Annotated in this window: 20 protein-coding genes and 1 pseudogene; 9 read left to right on the top strand and 12 right to left on the bottom strand. The window is 68.2% G+C overall.

Annotation, left to right across the window (positions count from 1 at the left end):
• Window positions 1–30: 30 nt before the first annotated feature.
• The 5 genes from AB0K35_RS23480 to AB0K35_RS23460 form a co-directional block, all read right to left on the bottom strand.
• On the bottom strand, window positions 31–471 hold the full coding sequence (locus AB0K35_RS23480; protein WP_363887537.1) for a DUF5980 family protein: 441 nt from the start codon (window positions 469–471) through the stop codon (window positions 31–33).
• Window positions 472–854: 383 nt separating this feature from the next.
• Window positions 855–3179 carry a glycoside hydrolase family 3 N-terminal domain-containing protein gene (locus AB0K35_RS23475; protein ID WP_363887534.1) on the bottom strand — a complete coding sequence of 775 codons (2325 nt, stop codon included), beginning with the start codon at window positions 3177–3179 and terminating at the stop codon, window positions 855–857.
• A gap of 38 nt (window positions 3180–3217) precedes the next feature.
• Complete coding sequence (locus tag AB0K35_RS23470; RefSeq protein WP_181518555.1) at window positions 3218–4078, bottom strand: carbohydrate ABC transporter permease; 861 nt, start codon at window positions 4076–4078, stop codon at window positions 3218–3220.
• Window positions 4079–4080: 2 nt separating this feature from the next.
• The gene (locus tag AB0K35_RS23465) at window positions 4081–5079 is read right to left on the bottom strand and encodes a sugar ABC transporter permease (protein ID WP_363887532.1); all 999 of its coding nucleotides are present in this window, start codon (window positions 5077–5079) and stop codon (window positions 4081–4083) included.
• Window positions 5076–6260: an extracellular solute-binding protein gene (locus AB0K35_RS23460; RefSeq protein WP_357362322.1), complete on the bottom strand. Its 1185-nt coding sequence runs from the start codon at window positions 6258–6260 to the stop codon at window positions 5076–5078. The genes AB0K35_RS23465 and AB0K35_RS23460 overlap by 4 nt, the downstream gene beginning before the upstream one ends.
• Before the next feature lie 259 nt (window positions 6261–6519).
• Here AB0K35_RS23460 and AB0K35_RS23455 point away from each other — a divergent pair, with 259 nt between their 5' ends.
• The 3 genes from AB0K35_RS23455 (at window position 6520) to AB0K35_RS23445 (ending at window position 10201) form a co-directional block, all read left to right on the top strand.
• Window positions 6520–7524, top strand: coding sequence for a LacI family DNA-binding transcriptional regulator (locus tag AB0K35_RS23455; RefSeq protein ID WP_238668556.1), 1005 nt, complete (start codon window positions 6520–6522; stop codon window positions 7522–7524).
• 146 nt (window positions 7525–7670) lie between these two features.
• Window positions 7671–9518, top strand: a complete 1848-nt coding sequence (locus AB0K35_RS23450; RefSeq protein WP_238668557.1) for a glycoside hydrolase family 15 protein — start codon at window positions 7671–7673, stop codon at window positions 9516–9518.
• 128 nt (window positions 9519–9646) lie between these two features.
• Window positions 9647–10201 carry a hypothetical protein gene (locus tag AB0K35_RS23445; protein WP_363887528.1) on the top strand — a complete coding sequence of 185 codons (555 nt, stop codon included), beginning with the start codon at window positions 9647–9649 and terminating at the stop codon, window positions 10199–10201.
• Window positions 10202–10437: 236 nt separating this feature from the next.
• Here AB0K35_RS23445 and AB0K35_RS23440 read toward each other — a convergent pair whose 3' ends face one another.
• Window positions 10438–10845 carry a hypothetical protein gene (locus AB0K35_RS23440; RefSeq protein WP_363887526.1) on the bottom strand — a complete coding sequence of 136 codons (408 nt, stop codon included), beginning with the start codon at window positions 10843–10845 and terminating at the stop codon, window positions 10438–10440.
• Window positions 10846–11396: 551 nt separating this feature from the next.
• On the opposite strand from AB0K35_RS23440, the pseudogene AB0K35_RS23435 reads away from it, so the two are divergent.
• The 3 genes and pseudogenes from AB0K35_RS23435 (at window position 11397) to AB0K35_RS23425 (ending at window position 15977) form a co-directional block, all read left to right on the top strand.
• Window positions 11397–12628: pseudogene (locus AB0K35_RS23435) on the top strand (IS701 family transposase).
• Between the two features lie 540 nt (window positions 12629–13168).
• Window positions 13169–15358, top strand: a complete 2190-nt coding sequence (locus tag AB0K35_RS23430; protein ID WP_363887523.1) for a UvrD-helicase domain-containing protein — start codon at window positions 13169–13171, stop codon at window positions 15356–15358.
• 433 nt (window positions 15359–15791) lie between these two features.
• Window positions 15792–15977, top strand: a complete 186-nt coding sequence (locus AB0K35_RS23425; protein ID WP_363887520.1) for a hypothetical protein — start codon at window positions 15792–15794, stop codon at window positions 15975–15977.
• Between the two features lie 152 nt (window positions 15978–16129).
• Here the strand turns inward: AB0K35_RS23425 and AB0K35_RS23420 are convergent, their stop codons facing one another.
• Complete coding sequence (locus AB0K35_RS23420; protein ID WP_363887518.1) at window positions 16130–16525, bottom strand: DUF3224 domain-containing protein; 396 nt, start codon at window positions 16523–16525, stop codon at window positions 16130–16132.
• 314 nt (window positions 16526–16839) lie between these two features.
• Here AB0K35_RS23420 and AB0K35_RS23415 point away from each other — a divergent pair, with 314 nt between their 5' ends.
• Entirely contained in the window at window positions 16840–17106 is a 267-nt protein-coding gene (locus AB0K35_RS23415) for a hypothetical protein (protein ID WP_363887516.1), read from the top strand.
• 92 nt (window positions 17107–17198) lie between these two features.
• Here AB0K35_RS23415 and AB0K35_RS23410 read toward each other — a convergent pair whose 3' ends face one another.
• Together AB0K35_RS23410 and AB0K35_RS23405 are read right to left on the bottom strand one after the other, a co-directional pair.
• Window positions 17199–18122 (bottom strand): hypothetical protein, encoded by a 924-nt coding sequence (locus tag AB0K35_RS23410; RefSeq protein WP_363887514.1) that lies wholly within the window; start codon window positions 18120–18122, stop codon window positions 17199–17201.
• Entirely contained in the window at window positions 18119–19096 is a 978-nt protein-coding gene (locus AB0K35_RS23405) for a hypothetical protein (protein ID WP_363887513.1), read from the bottom strand. Before AB0K35_RS23405 ends, AB0K35_RS23410 begins: the two co-directional genes overlap by 4 nt.
• Before the next feature lie 372 nt (window positions 19097–19468).
• On the opposite strand from AB0K35_RS23405, the gene AB0K35_RS23400 reads away from it, so the two are divergent.
• A complete protein-coding gene (locus AB0K35_RS23400; RefSeq protein WP_238668564.1) occupies window positions 19469–19735 on the top strand; it encodes a hypothetical protein in 267 nt (88 codons plus the stop codon).
• A gap of 35 nt (window positions 19736–19770) precedes the next feature.
• On the opposite strand, the gene AB0K35_RS23395 is transcribed toward AB0K35_RS23400, so the two are convergent.
• Together AB0K35_RS23395 and AB0K35_RS23390 are read right to left on the bottom strand one after the other, a co-directional pair.
• Window positions 19771–20061: a hypothetical protein gene (locus AB0K35_RS23395; RefSeq protein WP_238668565.1), complete on the bottom strand. Its 291-nt coding sequence runs from the start codon at window positions 20059–20061 to the stop codon at window positions 19771–19773.
• A gap of 152 nt (window positions 20062–20213) precedes the next feature.
• Complete coding sequence (locus AB0K35_RS23390) at window positions 20214–20954, bottom strand: alpha/beta hydrolase (RefSeq protein ID WP_363887848.1); 741 nt, start codon at window positions 20952–20954, stop codon at window positions 20214–20216.
• Window positions 20955–21205: 251 nt separating this feature from the next.
• On the opposite strand from AB0K35_RS23390, the gene AB0K35_RS23385 reads away from it, so the two are divergent.
• Entirely contained in the window at window positions 21206–21814 is a 609-nt protein-coding gene (locus AB0K35_RS23385; protein ID WP_363887511.1) for a TetR/AcrR family transcriptional regulator, read from the top strand.
• A gap of 153 nt (window positions 21815–21967) precedes the next feature.
• Here the strand turns inward: AB0K35_RS23385 and AB0K35_RS23380 are convergent, their stop codons facing one another.
• On the bottom strand, window positions 21968–23407 hold the full coding sequence (locus AB0K35_RS23380; protein ID WP_363887510.1) for an NAD(P)/FAD-dependent oxidoreductase: 1440 nt from the start codon (window positions 23405–23407) through the stop codon (window positions 21968–21970).

The raw sequence follows: 23407 nt of genomic DNA, 5'->3' as shown, positions 1-23407 counted from the left end.
CGCGTCGTCGGCTCGGACGCGCGCCGCCCGCTAGCAGGACGAACGAACGTCAAGGACGACCGGGGCGCTCTGCGTGACAGCGCCGTCGGTGACCCGGAGCTGGGGGACGTACCGCCCGGGCGCGACGCCGCTCAGCCGGAACGCGGCCAGGATCTGAACGACGTGCCCGTCCCCGGAACCGGGTAGGGCGGTCAACGGGCTGTACACCTCGACGCCGACCGGCATGCCCGTGTAGTCGGCGGTGATCGGTGCCGACCACGTACCGTCGAGCACGACGAAGTAGTACAGAGCGCGCGGGTCGTCAGGGGTTGCGCAGAGCCGCTGCGGCAGGTCGACGAGGGTCCAGGTCGACGGGGTGTGCGTGGTTGTCGTGCCGGGCGCCGCCGAGCCGGGCGTGCCGCCGGAGAGGGCGAGCAGTGTTGTCGCCACCACGGCGACAGCGATCCGTGATGCCGTGTGAGTGAACTTCACCATCGACTCCTCAGGTCTGCGCGGCAGGAACTGACGAGCGCCGCACGAGGTCGGCGGGACACGCCGAACGACGACCCGCTGACCCGCGGAACAGCGGTGCCGACCGCCGATCCGGCAGCCCGCCTCGACGGGAGGCTAGCCCGGTAGGTGGTCGTTGACCAGTGCGACAGCCCCATTTCAGAGGTTTCTGAAATACGCTTGACATAGACATACGTCTTTGCCGTCGCATTCAGGGTCATAAACGCCTGACGACTCAGGCCCTGCTCGAATCCGACCCGCCTGGCCGTATTGGCACTCCTGGCGGGGACGGAATGGGCACCGGAACCGGGACGCGAGTGGAGCCGGCCCGCCGAACGTCCGTTGGGACGGCGACGGACCGGTTCTCAACGGACGTCGGTGGTGGTCCAGCGTGGAGAGGCGTTGGTGACCGCGACGGTGTCACCGACCAGCGTGGTCAGCGCCTGGCTGTCCCGCCGCGCGCTGGTGCCGACCCAGAGCTCGACGTCTCCGGGCTCCACGACGCGGGTGAACGTGCGGTCGGAGAAGGCCAGCCGGGTGGTGGGCACCGTCAGCTCGACAGTGACGGACTGGCCCGGTTCCAGGTGGACCCGCCGGTAGCCGAGCAGCTGCGCCACCGGCCGGGTCACCGAGGCGACCACGTCACGACCGTAGAGCTGGACCACGTCGTCGCCAGCGACCGCGCCGGTGTTCGTCACCCGCACCGTCACCCCTACCGCCCCGCTGGTCGGCGCCGTGCTGGGCACCGTGAGCTCGCTGTACGCGAATGTCGTGTAGGACAGGCCGTGGCCGAACGGCGCCACGGGCGTCGCCGGCAGGTTGGTCACCTCGTTGCCCGCACCGAGGGTGGGGTGCAGGTAGGAGAACGGCTGCGCGCCGGCCGACCGAGGCAGGCTGACCGGCAGCCGACCCGACGGGTTGACCCGCCCGGAGAGCACCCCCGCTATCGCCCCGGCACCCTCCTCGCCCGGGAAGAACGCCTGCACCACCGCCGCGCAGCGCGAGAGCGCCCAGCCGATCGCGTACGGCCGGCCGGTGAGCAGCACGAGGACGACAGGTGTGCCGGTCGCCAGCACCGCCTCGACCAGTTCACGCTGGACACCGGGCAGCTCCAGGTCGTCCCGGTCGCAGCCCTCGCCGACAGTGCCGCGTCCGAAGAGACCGGCGTGGTCGCCGACGACCAGGACGGCAACGTCCGCGTCGGAGGCCGTGGCCACCGCCTCGTCGAAGCCGGACCGGTCGTCGTCGTTCACGTTGCAGCCGCGTGCCCAGGTGACGAGATCGTCGCCGTGCTCGGCCCGCACGGCGTCGAGCACGGTCGGCACCTCGATGCCGGTCTCCACACCGGGGTGCTGGACCAGGACGTGGTTGAGGAATGAGTAGCACCCGAAGAGCGCGCTCTGCCGGTCGGCGTTCGGGCCGATGACTGCGACCCGTCGCCCGGCGGGCAGCGGCAGCGCGTCCCGGTTGGCGACCAGCACGATCGATTCCTCGGCGAGCCGGCGGGCGATCGACCGGTGCTCAGGCGAGTCGAGGTCGATCGACTGGGGCGGCTCGTCGCTGAAGGTCGCGTCGAGCAGACCCAGGTCCCGCTTCTGGCGCAGCACCCGCAGCACCGCGCGGTCGATGAGCGCCTCGTCGAGCTTGCCCGCCCGCACCGACTCCCCCAGGGTCAGATAGGCGTCGCCGGTCGGCAGTTCGACGTCGAGACCGGCGGTCAACGCCTGCCCGGCCGCGTCCGCGTGATCGCTCGCCACGTGGTGCAGCAGGTTCAGGAACGCGACACCGTAGTAGTCGGCCACCACGGTGCCGTCGAAGCCCCACTGGTCACGCAGGATGCCGGTCAGCATCGTCGGGTCGGCGGCGACCGGAACCCCGTCGATCTCGGTGTACGAGTGCATGACACTGCGGGCGTCGCCGTCGATGATCGCCATCTCGAACGGGAGGAGCAGGACGTCGGCCAGTTCCCGGGGGCCGACGTGGACCGGGGCGAAGTTGCGCCCGGCGCGCGAGGCGGAGTAGCCGGCGAAGTGCTTGAGGGTGGCATGCACCCCCTGCGACTGCAGACCGCGCACGTACGACGTTCCGATGGTGCCGACCAGGTACGGGTCTTCGGCGATGCACTCGTCCACCCGGCCCCAGCGGGGGTCGCGGATCACGTCGAGCACCGGCGAGAGCCCCTGGTGGACGCCCAGGGCCCGCATCGAGGCGCCGATCGCCTCGGCCATCTCGGTGACCAGTTCGGGGTCGAACGCGGCACCCCAGGCCAGCGGGGTGGGGAACGTGGCGGCCTTCCACGCGGACAGCCCGGTGAGGCACTCCTCGTGGACGATCGCCGGAATGCCGAGCCGGGTGCCGGTGACCAGGTCCCGCTGGAACTTCCACAACCAGGACGCGCGTTGCGCCGCATCCAACGGGCGGGTCCCGTAGGCACGGGTGAGGTGACCGAGCCCGTGCCGGGAGAATTCTTCGAGCTTGAAGGCGTCGCCGAACTCCCCCTGCAACGGTGCGACCGCCTCGCCGTCCTCCTTCTCCCAGAAGCCGACGAGCTGGGCGATCTTCTCCTCGATCGTCATCCGGCCGAGGAGGTCGCGTACGCGGGCCTCGCCGTCATGCCCGTCCGGTCGTCCGTGCTCCGGACCTGCCTGAGCCGGCACCGGCTCGCCCACCACCGCGTGGACCTCAGTCATGCTGTGCCTTCCTCTGGTTGTGCTCGTGCCGCTGCCGCTCAGCCCTTTACCGCGCCCTGCAGGCCGCCGACGATCTGCTTCTCCGCGAGCGTGAAGAAGAGCAGTGCCGGCAGCATCGCCAGCGAGGTGAAGGCGAGTACGCCTGCCGTGTCGGTGGTGTACTGGCTGGAGAAGTTCTGCACGCCCAGCGGCAGGGTGTGCAGGTTGACGTCGCTGAGGACGAGCAGCGGCAGCAGGAACGAGTTCCAGCTCGCCACGAACGCCAGGACGCCAACGGTGACGAGCGCGGGCCGCGACAGCGGCATCGCGACGCGCCAGAGGAAGCCGAGCCGACTCGCACCGTCGATGGCGGCGGCGTCCTCCAACTCTCTCGGGATGGCCGAGAGGAAGGGACGCAGGATCACGATCGTCAGAGGCAGTGAGAAGGCGACCTGCGGCAGGATCACCGCGTAGTAGGAGTTGATCAGATTCAGGTCACGCAGCATGAGGTAGAGCGGCAGGATCGCCGCTCCGGCCGGAAACAGCAGACCGAGGGTGAAGAAGGTGTAGAGCCCTTCCCGCCCGCGGAAGCGGTAGCGGGCGAGCACGAACGCGGCGGCCAGTCCGAGCACGACCACTGCCAGCGTGGTTCCCAGGGCGATGACCGCGCTGTTGAACGCCTGTTGCCAGAAATTGCTCTGGGTCAGCACCCTGGCGTAGTTGTCCCAGACGAACGGGTCGGGCAGGCCGGCCGGGTCCGCGACGATCTGCGGGGTGGTGCGGAACCCGCCGATGACCACGTAGATGACCGGGGCGATCGACACCGCAGCGATCGCGAGGGCGAGCGCGTAGGTGAGCGGCGTGCCCCAGGAGACCTGACGGCGTCCGGTGGACGGGGGGAGAACCGAGTTCACGGCCATCGTCACTTCGCCCTTCCGGTGATGGCGCCCTCGATGTCGCGGCGGAGCAGGAACCGCTGGAACAGCAGCGCCGCCACGAAGGAGATGACGAACAGGATTACCGCCACGGCGTTGCCGTAGCCCCACAGCCGGGCGAAGAACCCGTTGTCCACCATGTATGTCGCCATGGTTGCCGACGCGCCGAGGGAACGCACCGCGGGCACCGAGGTCACCCAGATCATGTCGAAGATCTGCAGCGAGCCGATCATGGACAGGAACATCCAGATCCGGATCGTCGGGCCGAGCAGCGGGATCGTGACGTGCCGTTGGATCTGCCACCAGCTCGCGCCGTCGATGGCCGCCGCCTCGGTCAGTTCATCGGGCACGTTGGACAGTCCGGCGAGGAGCAGGATGATGGCGAAGCCGACGTACTTCCAGGTGAGGATGGCCAGCAGGGTCCAGATGACCACATCCAGGTCCGCCAGCCAGGCCTGCACCAGGCCGCCCATTCCCAGGGACCGCAGCAGCGCGTCGACGGTGCCCTCGCCGGTCAGCAGCAGCTTCCACATGATGCCGACGGTGACCTCGGCCAGCACGTACGGCACGAACACCAGCAGGCGGAACACGGCCCGCCCACGGAAGCGACGGTTGAGCAGCAGGGCGACGCCCAGGGCGATCGGGCCCTGGATCAGCAGCGACCCGAAAACGATGATCGCGTTGTTGCGCAACGCGTCGAGGAAGATCGGATCCTGGAAGGCGAGGGTGTAGTTCCGCAGACCGACGAACTCGGTGGGAGGGCCGACCCCGCGCCACCGGAACAGGCTGTAGTAGACAGCGAAGCCCATCGGCACCAGCACGAACATCACGTAGATCAGAACGGCCGGCGTGGTGAGCCCGATGATCTCGTACCACTTGCGGCGGTTGTCGGCTCGGCGGGCGGAATCGCGCCCGGCCTTGTGGGGGCCCGCCGGCGGCGCGGAAGCGCCACCGGCGGGCATACGGATCTGGTTGGCGGAGGTCACTTGCTTGCGGCCGCCTTCATTGCCGAGACGACCTTCTCAGGCGTCCCGTTGCCGGCGAAGATGGCGACGATCGCGTCGTTCATCGCGTTGCCGACGGTGCTGCCGTACGCCGTGTCCAGCCAGAGCTGCACGTAGCTCGCCCCGGAGGTGGCATCCAGGATGGACTTCAGCGCGGGGTCCTTCACGGCGTCCGCCGCACCCTTGGCGACAGGCAGGCCGGTGCCGGTCTCGGCGTAGCCCTTCTGCACCTCGGGGCTCACGATGTACTTGAGGAACTCGACGCACTCGGCCGGGGCGTTCTTGGCGCAGGAGAACCCGTCGCCACCGCCGAGAGCCGCCTTCGGGTCGCCCGGGGAACCGGCGATCGCCGGCACCGGGAACCAGCCGAGGAACGACGCGAGCTTCGCCTTGTCAGTGGTGACGGTGTCCAGCGTGCCGCGGTTCCAGTCACCCATGAGCTCCATCGCGGCCTTGCCGTTGGCGAGCATGCCGTTGGCGCTGGTCGGGTCGTTCTGGCCCGGCGTGGCGATGAAGTTGGGCTGGAACGGCTTGGTGTCGATGAACGCCTTCAGATCCTGGCCGGCCTTCACGAAGCACGGATCGTCGAAGTTCTTCTCCGCCGATGCCTTCTTGAGGGCGTCGACCGAGCAGGCGCGCAGCGCCATGTTGTACCACCAGTGCGCGGCCGGCCACTTGTCACCGGCGCCCACGGCGATCGGAATGACGTTGGTCGCCTTGAGCTTGGTGACCGCGGTGTTGAGCTCTTCGAAGGTGGTCGGCGGAGCCGAGATGCCCGCCGCAGCGAACATGTCCTTGTTGTACCAGATGCCCTCGATGCCCATCCGGAACGGCAGGCCGTACTGCTTGCCCTTGACCTGCCAGATCTCCGCGGCGCTGCCGATGTTGCCGACCTCGGTCTTGACCTGGTCGGTGATGTCCTTGAGGTAGTCGGCCTCCACCTGCTCGGTCATCTCGCCGCCACCCCAGGCCTGGAAGATGTCCGGCGGGTCGCTGCTCAGCAGCGCGGCAGGGAGCCGCGTGCGCTGGAGCTGGTTCGTCTCGATCGCCTCGATCTCGATCTTGACGGTGGGGTGAAGTGCGGAGAAGTCCTTGGCGACCTTCTCCCAGTAGGTCTTGCCGGGCCCGTCCTGTGAGGCGTTGTGCCACCAGCTAAGGGTCACCGGATCCTTGTACAGCTCGCTCTGAGGGGCCGCCTCTTCGCCGCCGCTACAGCCGGCGGTAACAAGAACACTTGTCATTAACAGTGCCAGGACGGCACTCGCACGCCGCTTCGTTGCCATCGATGTCTCCTCGACTAGTCAGTCGCGGTACTCGGCCTGCGGCGAAGTTTTACAGTCATGTAACTTGATGTCAATCGGTATCGATAACGTTTTCGAGTCGGTGGCGACGCACCCGCTGCGGGGCCCTATCATCATCGACGTGGTGTTTCAGCAGCGCGTCAAGATGTCGGATGTGGCACGTACTGCCGGCGTCTCGGTCGCGACAGTGTCGAAGGTCGTCAACGGCCGCTACGGCGTGGCCCAAGCGACCGTGGAGCGCGTCCAGCAGGTCATCCACGAGCTCGGCTACGAGGCGAGCCTGGGGGCGCAGAGCCTGCGCAGCCACCGCACCAACGTGCTCGGCATCCTGGTCGCCGAGTTCGAGCCGTTCTCGACCGAGCTGCTCAAGGGGGCGTCGCAGGAGGTCGCCGGGAGTGGGTACCAGCTACTGGCCTACTCCAGCGGGGACGGCGAGGGCGCCGCCGTGGGGTGGGAGCGGCGCTCGCTCGCCCGGCTCTCCGGCACCCTCATCGACGGCGCGGTGATCGTCACGCCGACCGTGGTCGAGACCGAACACAGCTTCCACGTCGTGGCCGTCGACCCACACACCGGGCCGTCCGACCTGCCCACCGTCGACTCGGACAACTTCGCCGGCGCCGTGCTGGCGACCAACTACCTGCTGTCCCTCGGCCACACCCGGATCGGGCACATCAGTGGACGCACCGACCTGAAGTCTGCTCAGCTGCGCGAGGCCGGCTTCCGCAGTGCGATGGCCGACGCCGGCGTGCCGGTGGACGAGCGGCTCGTCCGCGTCGGCGGGTTCCGGATCGAGAGCGCCGCCGGCACGGCCGCGGAACTCCTCGCCCTCACCGACCGGCCGAGCGCGATCTTCGCGGGTAACGACCTCTCCGCGATCTCCACGATGACAGTGGCCCGCGACATGGGCCTGTCGGTGCCCGACGACCTGTCGGTGATCGGCTTCGACAACGTACCGGAGTCGGCGCTGGTCAACCCACCGCTGACGACCATCATGCAGCCGCTGCAACGGATGGGCGCCGAGGCGTTGCGCCTCCTCGTCGACCTGATCGCCGGCGTCGAACGCGACACCCACATCCGGCTCCCCACCGAGCTGGTCATCCGTTCCTCCTGCCGCCCGCTGCCCTGACGCCCGGGGCCAGGCGGCGCAGGGACCCGGACCGTCGCCGTCGCACGTGGGGGCACGCGACAGGGTGGCGGAACGTGAATCTCGCCTAAGGCGACAATTCCTCCCCTAGGTTCGGTGCGCAGGACGCAGCCGAACCGGGGAGAGACGTGGACACCTATCCGGCGATCGAGGATCACGGGCTCATCGGCGACCTGCAGACCGCCGCGCTGGTGACGTGCGACGGGACCGTCGACTGGTTCTGCGCGCCGCGGTTCGACTCGCCGAGCATCTTCGCCGCCCTGCTCGACAAGGAGAAGGGCGGCTACTTCCAGATCGCGCCACACGACGTGCGGTACGTGACCAAGCAGCTCTACCTCCCCGGCACACCCATCCTGATCACCCGGTTCATCAGCGCCGACGGGGTGGCCGAGGTAATGGACTTCATGCCGGTCACCGGCGAGCGGGTCACCGACACGCATCGGCTGGTCCGCACCGTCACCATGGTCCGCGGCAGCATGCGCTTCCGGGTGGAGTGCCGGCCGCGCTTCGACTACGCCCGCGAAGAGCATCAGCTTGAGCGCCACCACAACGGTTACGTCTTCCGCAGCCGGTCGGCGACGCTGACGTTCAATCCGGTCGACCCGGTGCGGCGGTTGATCTCCGAACAGGGTGACGTCCACCTTGAGGGCGGCGACCTGGTCGCGTACGGCACGCTGAACGAGGGCGACACCGGCGGGGTGGTCCTGGAGACGGGCGGCGCCGAACCGCGCATCTTCGCGCCGGAAGAAATCCAGGGCATGTTCGAGTGGACCCGGGACTACTGGCGGCGCTGGCTCGAACGTTCCAGCTACACCGGCCGCTGGCGGGAGATGGTCGAGCGCTCGGCCATCACGCTCAAACTCATGACGTACGCGCCGACCGGCGCGATGATCGCCGCACCCACCACCGCGCTGCCCGAACTGGTCGGCGGAACCCGCAACTGGGACTACCGCTACACCTGGGTACGCGACACGTCGTTCTCGGTGCACGCGCTGCTCGGCCTCGGCTTCACCGAGGAGGTCAGCCAGTACATGAACTGGCTGGACGAGCGGATCCGCGAGGCCGGCGACCACCAGGACCCGCTGAAGATCATGTACCGGGTGGACGGCTCCTCCGACCTGCACGAGGAGGTGCTGGACCATCTGGAGGGCTACCGCGGCTCCCGGCCGGTGCGGATCGGCAACGGCGCCGCCGACCAGCTCCAGCTCGACATCCACGGCGAGGCCCTCTACGCCATGCACCTCGCCGACGAGCAGGGCATCCGCGTCTCACACCAGGTGTGGAAGAGCACCGTCCGGTTGGTCGACTGGCTCTGCCACAACTGGGACCAACCCGACGCCGGCATCTGGGAGAGCCGTCACCACCCCCGCAACTACACCTTCGGTCGGGTGATGTCCTGGGTCGCGCTGGACCGGGCCATCCGGCTGGCCACCCGCACCGGCCGCCCCGGGGACATGACCTGCTGGACCGAGCAGCGCAACCGCATCTACAACCAGGTCATGGAGCGCGGATACGACCGGGCCCGCGGCACCTTCGTGCAGGCGTACGACGAGAACGTGCTGGACGCGGCGCTGCTCGCCATGCCGGCGGTCGGTTTTGTCACGCCGAGCGACCCGCTGTGGCAGTCCACCCTGCAGGCGATCGAGCGCGAACTGGTCTCCGACAGCCTGGTCCACCGGTACGACCCGGTCCACTCCCCCGACGGCCTCCCGGGCCACGAGGGCACCTTCAACATGTGCACCTTCTGGTACGTCGAGGCACTGGCCCGTGCCGGCCGCCTCGACGACGCCCGACTCACGTTCGAGAAGATGTTCACCTTCAGCAACCACCTCGGCCTCTACGCCGAGGAGATCGCCGCGACCGGGGAACAGATCGGCAACTATCCCCAGGCGTTCAGCCACCTCTCATTGATCAATTCTGCGTTGACTCTCAACGACCTGCTCGACAGCGAGGCCGACTCCCGCCGCAGGCGGTAGCGCCAGCATGCTCCGGCCGGCCGCCGCCCACCCGGAGCCGACGGCGGGAAGAGCTTGACGCGCCCACGTCCATCGCGCATGGTCGATAGGCATCGACCATCTCGAATGTATTGACACTGGGGGAACCGATGAAGGCATTCGTCACCACCGTCTCGGTTGCGGCCCTGCTGCTCCTGGCCACGGGCAGCGCATCCCACGGCCAGCCAGCGGCCGACCCGCCCTGCACCGGGCAGATCCACCCGAACCCGGGGTTCGAGCGCGGCACCGCCGACTGGACGGCCGGCCCCCGCATCGTCGTGCTCGGCGACGCGACCCGGCCCGCACACACCGGCCGCGCGTACGCCACCTTCGCCGGACTGGACGTGACACGTGGCGACCTGCTGCGCAGCACCGTCACGGTGCCGGCCAACTGCGACCTGACGGTCCGCTTCTGGGTGCGGACCACCACCACTGAGACCAGCCGCGGCGACTACCTGAACGTCGGACTGGCGGTCACCGGGATACCCCCGAAGACGAGGTTCTCGCTGGCCTTCGACGGCGGGGCGCAGTGGCGGCAGTACGTCATGTCGAGCGGAACCGCCACCACCGAACGCACCGCGACGGCCAGCTTCCTCGCCAGCGAGACAGCCGGCAACGGCGCCACGACCTTCGACGTCGACGACGTGTCCTTCACGTTGAGCTGACCTGGGCGGGCCACTCCACCGTCTCCAGAGCGGGGTGGCTCCTGACCGCGTCGACCAGTCGCCTGGACCCACTGACCTTCGTGCCGATTAGTACTCCAACGTTACTTAGCGATGCCGATGTCCCTCGCCGCTGGATGGGTCGCCGTAGCCCTGTGGCGACATCGGACCAGAACGCAGTCATCGAACGTGTAGCTTCGATCTTATGCTGATACCACGGCCGCTTATGGCCGTCGGGGTCAGCGTGGGACATGGCCGCTTGCAGACTGGACCAACAAACGGAATCCCATTGGCACCCGCTGGTGACGACGCAGGCCGAGTATTTCGTAGTCGACCGAGAGGTCATCGAAGAAGAGCCCTGATCCGGGGGCCATCTGCACGTCCGGGATCGTGATCGTGACGAAGACCGGCAGCTCCTTGCCTGCGGCGATCCTGATCGAGCTGAACGGTACCGCCGCAGCCTGGTCGAAGACGACGGCGGTGGCCTCGTCGGCAGGGTTTACCGCCAGGCGGGCAATCTTGAAAATGTGCCGATCCGCCGGACCGCCTTCGCCCGCGATGCCAGTGATCGTCACCGGCCACGGCCCGGGATTGCGGATGGACGCGCCGAACGTGACCTGGCCTCCGGGACTGAAGGCGAACCGCACCTCCGTCGTCGGCCCCTCCGTGCGGGAGTCCGCATCAGCTCCATGCCACCAGGAGCTTCCATGATCGAGGCGATGGCCGGTAGTGGCTGAGAGATACCCAGCGCTCAACGCGACGGCCAGCGCCGCGGCGACGAGGAGCCATCGACGACGTGTCACAGGGGCATCCGCAAGGGACGAGCACCGACGCTGACGTCATGACCGCGCACGCTACTACGCGTATACGCGCACCAGCCCGATCCCGACCCGGAGATCATCGCGTTGACCATCGCCGAAATTCGCCGACTCCTCAACGCCTTCGTCCTCACCGCGTCGCTCCGGCCAGCGCACACCCTGCACTGGCCGGCTTGCCGACGAACGTCCCAAGCCCGAGCCCGCCGATCCCACTACCAGCGCAGACAGGCTACCCCAACGTTACTGACTTTGGCGTTGGGCGTGGCGTGGGCATGAAGACGGCCACCGCGTTGATCATCGATGGTTTGTGAAGACAACCGAAGATCGTGCGGGGTCACAGCGTAAACCCCGCCGGGTGGCGAGTCGTCCTGGACGAGGCGGTGACGCGTGTCGCTGACCGGTTCGTGCGGGCGGAGCCCCGTCGGACCGCCGGGCAGTTCGTGGAAGGACTGCTGTCGGGTGTGGAACGCAAGACCTGCTGGACCCTCGCGGAACGGGCAGGCCACGCGGATCCGCAGGCGATGCAGCGGCTGCTACGTACGGCGGTCTGGGACGCCGACGCCGTCCGCGACGACGTTCGGACCTGGCTGATCGATCAACTCGGCCACCCCAACGCGGTGCTGGCCTGCGACGAGACCGGCTTCCTGAAGAAGGGCCTGTGCTCGGTCGGGGTGCAGCGGCAGTACACCGGCACCGCCGGCCGCGTCGAGAACAGCCAGGTCGGGGTGTTCCTCGCCTACGTCTCGCCTCTGGGGCGAGCGATGATCGACCGCCGGCTCTATCTACCCGAGACGACCTGGTGCGACCGGCCCGAGCGTCTCACCGCCGCCGGCGTTCCCGACCAGGTCGGGTTCGCCACGAAGCCGGCGCTGGCCCGGCAGATGATCGCCGCCGCCCTGCACGCCGAAATCCCGTTCGCGTGGGTGACCGGCGACGAGGTCTACGGCGCCGACCCCGGCCTGCGCGCTGACCTCGAACACTGGAGGATCGGTTACGCCCTCGCGGTCGGCTGCGACCGACGCGTGGCGGTCAACGACGGCCGCACCCTCATCCGCGTTGACGACCTCGCCGAGCGGATACCCACCCGCGAATGGCAGCACCGCAGCTGCGGGCCGGGCGCGAAGGGTCCCCGTGACTACCTGTGGGCGTGGATCACCACGGCCACCCAACCTGGTGAGCCCGGTGGCTGCTCATCCGCCGCAACCGCACCACCGGCGAGTTGGCCTTCTACCTGTGCTGGTCACCCCGACCGGTGCCGCTGCACACCCTCGTGACCGTCGCCGGTTCCCGGTGGAGCATTGAGGAGCTGTTCCAGACCGGCAAAGGTCAGGTCGGCCTGGACCACTACCAGGTCCGCAGTTGGACCGGCTGGCACCGCTTCATCACCCTGGCCATGCTCGCCCTGGCCGTCCTGACCATCCTCGCTGCCCAACAACCCGACACCGACCCGAAGATCATCGCGCTGACCGTCGCCGAGATCCGCCGACTCCTCAACGCCTTCGTCCTCGCCACATCGCTACCGCCAGAGCACACACTGCACTGGTCGATCTGGCGACGAACAGCCCAAGCCCGCGCCCGCCGATCCCACTACCAGCGCAGACAGGCCAAGTGACGTTGGAGTATTAGGTCGTGGTCCGTCCAGACGAACCAGGACCGGTCCATGGTCGGTGAGAACGGGTAACACCCTCCACGTTCTTCGAGCAGTTCGGAAACGGCCGACAGGGCCCCGCCACACATGACGGTCGTCGAAGTCGCCGGCCGTCAAGAATGCGTGGAAGGCGACGCAGTCGGGCCTTGAGCCGTCGACCGAGTAACGGCCCACTGGTGTTCGGTAGGGCATCAACGCTCTCCTCGTCGAGTGACCCTGCCAACACGCCGCCATCGTGCCGCACCAACCAGATCGACGCAGCACCACCGGGGCCGACGAGCACCCGCACTGCTCGCAACGCGGCCGCAGAACAGATGACGACTGGACTGTCAATAGCGAATCGCGATTGGTGAGGCCACAAGCAACCCCGGAACTGCAAGGCATTGAGATTCCGATCTCTGCCGGCGGATTTCCTGGCCGGTGAGGGAAACCAACTCTATGCTTGCCGCCGAATAGGCTGCGGCTCATCCGGGCCGAGGGTCACCCCGATACAAGGATTTGCGAATGCACCGGAAGTCTGTTCTGGGCAACGGCACCGCCGACGTCAGCGAAGTAGCACCTGACGGCCACCTGCCGGCCTCGGCCGCAGAGGGCGCCGCGCGCCGATCCGCGGTCGCCGAGGAACAGGCGTTTCTGGACCTGGCCACCGCCCAGCGCGACAGGCTGGCCGATCACCTACAGGTCGAGCTTTCGTCAGAGCCGCTGGACGCATTGGAAGAGGCCCGGCAGCGCATGCTCCGCCAGCAGTACGACGAGCTACGGCGAGCAGAGGAGGGGCTGGTCTTCGGCCGCCTCGACGGGCTTGACGGCACAGTGCGCCACGTGGGCCGCGTCGGCCTCCGTAACGACGGCGAAGGCACTGAACCACTGCTGGTGGACTGGCGCGCGCCCGCAGCTCGGCCGTTCTACACGGCGACGGCCGTCGACCCACAGGGTCAGGCGCGGCGTCGGCACATCCGTACGACGGGATCGGCCGTCGTCGGCGTGGACGACGAACCGCTGGACGGCAGCGCGACTGCGGAACTCGTCGGCGAAGGTGCGCTACTGGCCGCCCTCGACCAGCGCCGCACCGGTCGCATGTCGACGGCGATCTCCACCCTGCAACGCGAACAGGACGACATCATCCGGGCGGAGGCCACCGGCCCGCTGATCGTCCAGGGCGGTCCCGGCACGGGCAAGACGGTGGTTGCCCTGCACCGCGTCGCGTACCTGCTGTTCACCCACCGAAAGATGGCCGACCAGGCCGTCCTGGTCCTGGGGCCGTCGCCACGGTTCCTCCAGTACATCGCCCAGGTGCTGCCCGCGCTCGGTGAGACCGCCGTCGTCTCGGCGACCTGCGACACCCTGCTGGCCGACATCCAGGTAGGCCGTGACGAGAGCCGACTTCTCGCCGAGATCAAGGGCCGCGCCCTCTGGCAGCCCGCGCTCGAAGGCTATGTCGCGTCGCTACTCCCCCGGCCTCGCGAGCTGAAGCTGCGCTGGGATGGCGACTTCTACGTCATTCCCACCGCAACTGTGACGCAGGCGCTCGCCTCGGCGGTGCAGGGACGCCCGTACCACAGCGCCCGCGCAGCGTTCGCCGAGCAGTTGCATCATCTCCTGGCCGATGTCGTCGCCGAGCAGCGCGAGGCGCTGATGGAGGAAATGGAGGAAGGCTTCGAGGACATCCTCGCCCGCGTGGACAAGGGCATGGCGCACGACCAGTCCTCCACCCCGACGTCCACCGGCAGCGACATCGACGGGTTGCTCTCCGATGAGGAAGTCGAGCAGCTTCGTTGTCGTATCGCCGAGAACGCCACCATCGCCCGGTTCATCGAGGCGTGGTGGCCCACCCTCGACCCCGAGACCCTGCTGGGTGACCTCCTGACCGACCGCACCCTGCTGACCCGGTTCGCCCCGCAACTGTCCCCCGAGGAGATCACCGCCGTCGCGGCCGAGCCCGCCCCATGGGCATCAAGCGACATCCCGCTGCTCGACACCCTCGCCGACCTACTCGGCGAGGTCGGCGCCCCGCAACCACAGGGCGAGTTCCTCGCCGAACGCGCTCGCCGCATGCGCGGCTGGGTGTACGGCCACGTCGTCATCGACGAGGCGCAGGAGCTGTCCGAGATGCAGTGGCAGATGGTCCTGCGGCGCTGTCCCAGTCGCTCCATCACCGCCGTCGGCGACATCGACCAGGCCGAGGCAGCCCACCGGCACACCAGTTGGGCGCAAGCGGTACGGGCTGCCTTCGGAGACCGCTGGACCGCCGCGGAACTCACCATCTGCTACCGGACCCCGCGCGAGGTCATGGACCTCACCGAGCCGGTCCTGAAGAAGGCTGGCAGCCACAACACGCCGCCACGAGCGGTACGCTCCTCCGGCATCGCCCCCTGGGAGCGCACAGTCACGCCCGCTGAGCTTGCCGGCGTCGCCGTCGAAGCAGTGCAACAGTTGCGGCAACGGTGGCACGGCGGCACTGTCGGCGTCATCGCCCCGGCGGAGCGCATCGCCACACTGCAAGCCGTGCTGAGCGACGTGCCGGTGCTCACCGCAACCCAGTCCAAGGGACTGGAATGGGACGCGACGCTCCTCATCGACAGGCAGGGCGTCGCCGCTGAACCGCGCGGCTGGAACGGCCTCTACGTGGCGCTCACCCGATGCACCCAGGAACTCGGGCAGCTGACCCTCACGCAACAATCGGCATCCGCATGACGTCTGTTGGATGCTGTTCGAGATGCGCGCTGTTCTGCTGAACCAGGAACGGTCCCACGCTCTGACCAGCGTTCGAACAAGTCCGAACAAGCCGGTGAGCAGCCCGGACAGGCGCGCTTGTGTTCGGAACCGTCATCGGCGGTAGCGACCGCCTATCCAGCGTCCATAAGCTGAACTCCAATCATCAGTGACGCTGCCGAATCGAAGCTTGAGAACGAGTTTCGCCCCACACGGGTTGCGGACCGACCTCGGACACGTTCGGCAATTCGTCATCGCTGCCGGCTCGTTCACACGGCAGTCGTGCAGAAAGTGAGGCAAGATCTTGAGGAGATCACTGCTGGCGCTGGCAACGGCGATCGTCCTTCCGCTGAGCACACTGGCTGTGCCAACCCCGGCGCTCGCCGCGGGTTGCACGAATACCGCGCGCATAGAAATGCGGTTCGCAGAGGCGCCGTGGCGCTACGGCTACAGCAGTTCGTCCAACGTGGCCGGATACGCGTACCCCGAATACACCTACATCATGGACGGGCGCTGCACCAGCCCAGCCGGTCTCTTGTGGTACCGAAGGGCAGCGGATCCGGTCGTGGTGTACATCTACAGCGCGCACCGAATCGACTAGCCTCGCACCTCGAGAAGGCTTTGGGGTGGTCACTGCGTCGAAGCGCTCTCCGTGCCGGGATGATCGGCCTTTCGCGGGTCGGATCTTTCCGCTACGGAGGGCGCTTTCCCACACGACACACCCGGAGGGTCTGGACGGTGACGGGGGATACGTCAGGCCAGTGTGTACTCCAAGACATAGGAGTGGCTGCCGTCGTCGGACTGGACGATCTCGAACGCCCCCGCGATCCCTGTAAGTTCACCGGAGCCCGTTCCCGGGACGACGCGGATCGCGAGTTGCTCACCGTGGCTGCCGGGTGCGCTGTGTTGGAGGACGAACGAGCCCTTGAGGCCGTCGAGTTCGCCCGTGAATCGCTCCACGGCGACATAAGCAGCGGGGGTGCCCTCGACATCGGCCACCGACAGCATGTTCACCGTACTGATGCCGGCCAGGCCGCCCTGGAAGGTCTTGGTGAGCCGGGCCCGGCCAAGCGCGGCCCCCGAGCCTTCGTCGAGCACCTCCGGCTCGAATGATGTGACGTCAAAGGTCCCGCCAGCCTTCGTGCTCATTCCGCACCCTCCCACCTTGATCGCATTATCACGTCGCAGCCTTGCACACGGCACTGACATCCCCCGGACCATGACCCTCGCAGGCCCGCTCGGTGCTTCCGGCGGAGGACCGCCCCCTGCTCGCCCCTCCCCCCGTTCCCGTCACCTAGCCGCGTCGTCGGTGTCCGCGCCTCATCAGTGATCATTGAGCGGTTCTGAGCCCTGCGGCGCCCTCGGCCGACTCCGGTGCGTTCTCCCTGGCCGGTCCGCCACTGTTCGCCGCGTTGGCCCCGGGGCGGAACATCCTCATCGCCGGAGCCGGCGGGGGCTTCGACGTGTACGCGGGCCTGCCGTTGGCGTTCGCGTTGTGGCGCGCCGGTGCGCAGGTGCACCTGGCCAGCCTCTCCTTCTCGGAACTCGAGTTGATCGACCGAGACGCGTGGGTGGCCGAGCGCGTCGCCGCGCTTCGGCCGGACACCACCAGTCCCGACTGGCACTTTCCGGAGCGCACGCTCGCCCGATGGCTGGCGGCTCAGAGCGTGTTTGGGATGTGCGTTGGTCGGGCGTGCCGCACAGTGGGTGCGATCGGTCGAACGCGCTGACGCCCAAACCGCTTTGGCTGAAGGCAAAGCGGTGACCAACTGGGTGTCGTCAAAAGCGGAGGGAAACCGTCCTCCTGAAGGCTGAGGAGCCGTCAGGCGTCGTATCGGAAGTGTGCCGGCGGACCGCCCTCCGGGCAGGCCGGGCGGGGCGTGTGCCCGCACTCGATCCAGTGGTCGCCGCCTGGGGGTACCTGGTAGGTCCGGGGTCCCGGTGCTGCGGTCGTGACAAAGCTCCGACCCCGGTTGGTCACCTCGACCCGCTTTCGTTTCCCAGCGACCACGAGGTCGAGTTCGAGAGTCCACTCCACCGTGCCGGTGGTGAACGCGGTCAGGTCGAACACCTCGGTCTCGCCCTTCGCGAGGGTGAACCCGAACAGTGGCCTGCGCCCCTCAATCAGGGTGCGGTAGCGGGCGGCCGGCTGGGGAGCGTCCAGGTCCATCTCGACGTCCCGTGGTTCGGCGGCTCCCTGCTGGCCGCCGCAGCGCAGTTGCACACCGGCCGGTTCCGGAGTTTGGCTGCGCCGGATCACGCGGGCACGCAGGTTGTCGATCAGCACCCCCTGGTCACCGGCGCCCTGCACGACGACGCGCACCCGGCTCACCTTGTGATCGACCGCGCCGAGGGCGCGCGCCCAGTCGATCAGCGTCGCGCAGCCCACCGGTGGATCATCGGAGGGCCGGGCGTCCTTCGGCAGCACCATGGCGAACTCAGCGGTGCCCCAGGTGTCCACGGTGGCCGGATTCACCACGACGTGTACCGCGACGACCTGCGGGTCCACATGATCAACCCATCTGGGAACATAGATGCTCGCGACGGCGCCAACGAGGGCGGCTACCGCAGTGCCCAGCACGAACCACCATGCCCGATGTAACGATCCCAGCACCCGACGCAGCCGCGGTACAGGCTGATCGCCGCCCGGTTTGTCCCGGTCCGCTGCCGGACGCCCGCCCCGGACTACCTTCTTGCGGTCCGGACCGCTGGTGCCGCGCCGCCGTTTCGGTTTGCCGCCGCTCACGACCCGGACCCCTGCCACGAACCCGCCAGCTTGCCGTCCGGGACCGACCACACGTGGCCGTACTCCGGGCCGGCCAGCAGCCAGCCGCCGTTCTCCGTGAACTCCAACTCGGTGGGGTTCACGGCGGGTTTGGCTCCTGAGGCCACGGCCGGCACCTTCCAGTGTCCAACCTCCTGGGGAGGGCCCGGATCCCAAAGCACCACTTCGTCGTTCAGGGTCAGGAATGCCACGTGCCGAGCCTGCCGGTCCACTGTGCTGGTCAGGGTGCTACCGCAGGCGCAGGGCCGCCACTGGAATGTCTGCTCGTCCGGCACCCAAACCAGGAAGCCTTCTTGACCGGCGATCACCACCCGCTTTCCGCCGTTGACCACGGCCAGCCCTGCTACGTCCAAGATGACACCCGGATCACTCGGCACCTCGATGCTCGACGGAAGCGGCGAGACGATCTCACGGCGACTGTGCAGATCGTGGAGCCAGTAGCGACTGTTGTCCCGTTCATCGAACAGTTCGACCACCAGATGGCCGCTGTCGGCCGAAAAGCGTAACTTGCCGGTGCGCGGCTGGGGTTCGCCGTCCGGACGCTTTACCTCCTCGGGCAGGGGCAGCGCCGTGGGGTCCTTCGTGGTGAAGTCGTAGAGGACCACCGAGTCCGGTAGTCCGACCGCGAGGTATCGCCCGTCGGGAGAGAAGTCCATGCTGATCCGGGCGTCTTCGGCGCCGGTGCCGAACCGGTCGAACTCGGCACCGTCGGCGGTGGAGACAACCACCCAGTCGCCGGCCAGCCGTGCCTGATACTTACCGTCCCGGGTGAGCTGGGCGCCGGCGAGACTCCGACGGGCCAGGTCGAACTCAGGACCGGGCGGCGCCGCGCTGCTGACCGACGGCTCGACGATCTGGTCGGTGCCGTCCAGTCGAGTCGGCCCCGGTTCGGTGGTGCAACCGGCCAGCAGCAGACTCACCAGTCCGGCGACCATGGCCCGCGTTGGCCAGGCTCTCGCCGGCACCCGGCAAGCCGACGGTGCCCTGCGCGGGGGATGGCGCCGACCCGCCAGCGCGCCGACCCGCTCGGACAGCCGGAGCGGTTGGCGCGGATCGCACATCGCCGCCGATTGCCACAGCACCAGTGCGCCTCCAGTGATCCACTGTGGTCACTCATTTCGCTCAGGCATTCTATCCCTTGGCGTCGATTCGCCCGATGGCAGAATACTGACAGTTCGCTACTCGATGGTGTTGACAGTCCAACAACGCATTCAGACGCAGGGACCTCAGGGTCCCACTGCACTCGGACGGGGCTGGGCTTCGACTCCCGCGACCAGGTCGCCTTGTCGCCGTGCGCGGGGGCGGTAGTGACTGAGAGAGCGTTTCGCATCGCCGCCGCCACCAGCGGCGAGTTCGGGGACGTCCGATTCACCCGACGCACCGGCGGCGGCGACCTGTTCGTCAACCCGCTGATGGCGATCTACTTCGCCGTCGATCTCGACAAACTCGCGGCCCGATGCCTCTACCTCGAGCGCATCGAGAACACCATCGGCAGACGGCAGGTCATCACACGCATCCAGGCGTTCCGCGACGAACTTCTCGACGCACGCATCCCCCGCGCTTTCCCGCATTGAGCCAACACCGCGCTCAACGGGCCGGGGTCACTCACCTAGATGGCGCCGTCCTCCACCTTGCTGAGCATGACGTCGACGTCACCAGATCGGATCATCTCTCCCAGGGCCGCCACCATCGCCTCGACACCGGGTCTTGGAATGATGACCAGGTCAGAGCACCAGAAGTATCGGCCGCCCCCAACCTCCCCGGTCCCAGCCCACCGTTGCAGGAGACGACCGATCTCACCCGTCGTCATGAACGTGGCGTAACGATGGGTACCGTCAGCGAGGTACAGGTGCGCATCGATGTTGTCGGCAGTCTCGGGCTCGTCGTCCTGGCCGGCCATGAACTGAACGCGAGCGCCCTCGACCACGCGGTCCCATTCCGCTGTCTGACTCACCGAAGCATCATCGCAGCTTCGGACGCTCGGCTTGGGTACCGTTCTGCTCGGCACCGACAGCGGTGGGATGAATCGGACCGCCGCCTCGGCAAGCCTGGTCAGCCCCGGCGACTCTTGGACATTTGCATCGAGCGTGTGGTGGCGCGGGCGGCGGTGTCGATGAGGTCTGCGACCGGGCCGGGTTGCGAGACCGCTACCGCGTGGGAGGCGGCGATCTCCACCGCCGTGGATCCCGCCCTGTCGGCCAGGAATCGCTGCAAGTCTGGCGGAATGCCCAGGTCCTGGGTGGTGATCAGGGTCCAGGACGGGATCGTCTTCCAGGCGGCCTTCGTCACGCCCTCCTCCTGGGCGCTCGCCGAGGCGGGCCGTTGCGCTGCGGCCATGATTTCGGCGGTGCCGGGGTCGACGTCGCCGGCGAAGACCTCGGGGAACTTGTCCTGCAAGATGTACTGGTCCATGGTCATGCCGCCGTCGTCGGAGGGGACCGGCACCATGTTGATGCTGGTGGCGAGCTGACTTCCGGGGTACTTGGTGAGCAGCCCGATCACGCTTTCGCCGACGTCCGGGCTCACGCTGGCCACGTACACCAGAGCTTTGACGTTGGATGCGCCATCTGCGGCCTCGGTCATGACCAGCCCGCCGTAGGAATGGGCGGCCATCACTACCGGGCCGGGCAAGCTGTCCAGGAGCGCCCGCACGTAAGCGGCGTCCTTCTGCACACCCCGCAGCGGATTGGCGACGGCAATGACCGGGTAACCCCGACGTTTGAGGTCGGCGATCACCCCATTCCAACTCGAACAGCCGGCGAATGCGCCGTGGACCAGCACAACTGTCGGCATTTCCTGGGCAGACATGTCAGAAGCAGCGCTCATCTGGAGTTCCTTCCGAGGGCTCGCCTCCCGCTGCCTGCGGTACGCAGACCGGACCCGACGAGGACGGTCGGCGGAGCATTTCCACGGAGTGCCTCGTCAAACATGTGGCCGGCGCCCGACTCGGACACGAGATGTCGCAGGCTGTGCGGCCACCGGGTGCCACGCCCGATGCCCTCAGATACAGATAAGACCGAACGTTCTGTCGCTAGGATGGGTGGATGGCGAGCGACGAACCCACTGCCCGACCGTCCGAGGCACGTTCCAAGCTTCTCCGCACGGCGATCAGGATCTTCTATGCGGAGGGCATCCACTCCGTCGGCGTCGACCGGATCATTGCCGAGGCGAAGGTGACCCGGGCTACCTTCTACCGGCACTTCCCCAGCAAGGACGACCTCATCCTGGCCTACCTGCGCGAGGTGCATCAGCTGGAGCGCGGCATGGTCGACGATGCTCTCGCCGCCAACCGGTCGCCGGTCGAGCCGCTCCTGGCCATCGCCAATTCCATCGCGCAGAACATCCAGTCCCCCGGGTTCCGTGGGTGCGCGTTCCTGAACGCCGCAGCAGAGTATCCCGACACGAACCATCCCGTGCACCAGGAACTCACTGCCCACCGGAAATGGTTCCTGGACACCATCACCACGCTCATGGCACAGGTCCACGAAGAAACGGCGGATCCCGCGGCGCGCCACTTCGTCATGCTCCGGGACGGCGCCATGGCTGCCGGATGCCTCTCCGACCCCACGTTGGTGTCCGAGACCTTCCTGCGCGGTGTCGAAGGACTCCTCAGGATCAACTCGGAGCGGCAGTCGGCAGAGTCGGTCCGCTAGTCCCCGCACGGCCTCGGGCTGGGCCACCCCGGATAGGGGATGACCCAGCTCCTCGGTGATGCCGCCACAGGTTGAACCCGCCCCCGCTCGGTGGGCTTCGTCTCCCTCTCGCCGCAGCGAGTGCCCGGCCGGCGACGGCACGGACGGCTCAGGTCAGCGGCCGTACGCCTCCAGCAGGCGCAGCCAGACCTCGCTGACCGTCGGGTACGCGGGCACGGCGTGCCACAGCCGCTCCAGTGGGACCTCACCGACGATGGCGATGGTCGCGGCATGGATCAGTTCCGCGACGTCCGGGCCGACGAGGGTGACGCCGACGATCACCCGTCGGTCCTCGTCCACGACCATCCGGGCATGCCCCTGGTAGCCGTCGGCGTGCAGCGCGGCCCCGGCGACGGCGGCCAGGTCGTAGTCGACGACCCGGATCCGCAGTCCGGCGGCCTCGGCGGCGGCTGCGGTCAGCCCCACCGACGCTATCTCCGGGTCGGTGAAGACGACCTGCGGCACGGCGCGCTCGTCAGCGGTGGCGACGTGCCGACCCCACGGGCGGTCGTCTGCCGCTTCGCCAGTGGCCCGCGCCACGATCACGTCGCCCACCGCGCGAGCCTGGTACTTGCCCTGGTGGGTCAGGAGCACACGCCGGTTGACGTCCCCGGCCGCGTACAGCCATCCGTCGCCGATCAACGCGCCGGTGCCGTCGACCACCCGCAGGGTGTCGTCGACAGTGAGCCAGGCGCCCGGCTGCAGGCCGATCCGGTCGAGGCCGACGTCGTGCGTGTGCGGCGTACGGCCGATCGCGACGAGGATCTCGTCGGCCTCGACCTGTGTGCCGTCGGTGAGCGTGATGTGCACAGTGCCGTCGCCGTCGCGATTCACCGACGTGACCTCGGCACCGAGTTGGACCGACACGCCAGCTTCCCGCAGGGACTGCGTGACCCGCTCGCCGACGAACGGCTCCGCCGCAGTGAGCACTCCGTCGCGGACGAGCATCGTCACCGCCGATCCGAGGCCGGCGTACGCGGTCGCCATCTCCGTGGCCACCACGCCACCACCGATGATGGCGAGCCGGCCGGGAACCTCGCTCGCGGCGGCTGCCTCACGGCTGGTCCACGGTGCCGCCGCGCGCAGACCGGCGATGTCCGGCACCAGTGCGCCGGTTCCGGTCGCGATGACGACCGCGTGTCGGGCGGTGAGCGAGGTGGTGGCGCCGTCCGCGTCGGTCACCTCGACGATCCGGTCGGAGCCGATCCGCCCCTGGCCCCGGTACAGGGCGATCCCCGCGGAGTCCAGCCAGGACACCTGCCCGTCGTCCTTCCAGTGCGAGGCGACGGCGTCCCGGCGGCGCAGCACGGCCTTCGCGTCCAGCTCGCCGGTCACCGCCTCGCGCGCACCGGGCAGCTGGCGAGCCGCCCGGAGCGCGGCCTGGCTGCGCAGCAATGCCTTGGTAGGCATGCAGGCCCAGTACGAGCACTCGCCACCCACCAGTTCCCGCTCGACGATCGCGGCGGTCAGGCCGCCCTGCACGACGCGGTCGGCGACGTTCTCCCCCACCGGCCCCGCCCCGATGACAACGACGTCGTAGGTGGCCTTCCGCAC

Source organism: Micromonospora sp. NPDC053740 (assembly GCF_040677775.1).
Taxonomy (GTDB): domain Bacteria; phylum Actinomycetota; class Actinomycetes; order Mycobacteriales; family Micromonosporaceae; genus Micromonospora; species Micromonospora alfalfae.
The sequence above is the reverse complement of the archived record's forward strand: the minus strand, read 5'-3'. Positions and strand labels throughout refer to the sequence as shown.